Origin of the sequence: Stenotrophomonas sp. YIM B06876, assembly GCF_030711595.1 — a bacterium.
GTDB lineage: Bacteria > Pseudomonadota > Gammaproteobacteria > Xanthomonadales > Xanthomonadaceae > Stenotrophomonas.
Window position 1 is genome coordinate 1 of sequence record NZ_JAUJUJ010000567.1, and the last position, 427, is coordinate 427.

The 427-nt window shown below is 64.2% G+C and carries 1 pseudogene; it reads left to right on the plus strand.

The features are described from left to right. Nucleotides 1–427: pseudogene (gene aceE, locus QZH66_RS18495) on the plus strand (pyruvate dehydrogenase (acetyl-transferring), homodimeric type); the annotation flags it as partial.

The following is a 427-nucleotide window of genomic DNA, read 5'->3' on the forward strand; positions in this document are numbered from 1 at the left end:
GGCTTCAACCACTTCTGGCATGCCGAGAGCGAAAACCACGGCGGCGACTGCCTCTACATCCAGGGCCATGTCTCGCCCGGCATCTACGCGCGCGCCTTCATGGAAGGGCGCCTGACCGAAGACCAGCTGCTCAACTTCCGCCAGGAAGTCGATGGCAAGGGCCTGTCGAGCTACCCGCACCCCAAGCTGATGCCCGAGTTCTGGCAGTTCCCCACCGTCTCCATGGGCCTGGGCCCGCTGATGGCGATCTACCAGGCGCGCTTCCTCAAGTACCTGCACGCGCGCGGCATCGCCAACACCGAGAACCGCAAGGTCTGGGTGTTCCTGGGCGACGGCGAGATGGACGAGGTCGAATCGCTCGGCGCCATCGGCTTGGCCTCGCGCGAGAAGCTCGACAACCTGATCTTCGTCATCAACTGCAACCTGC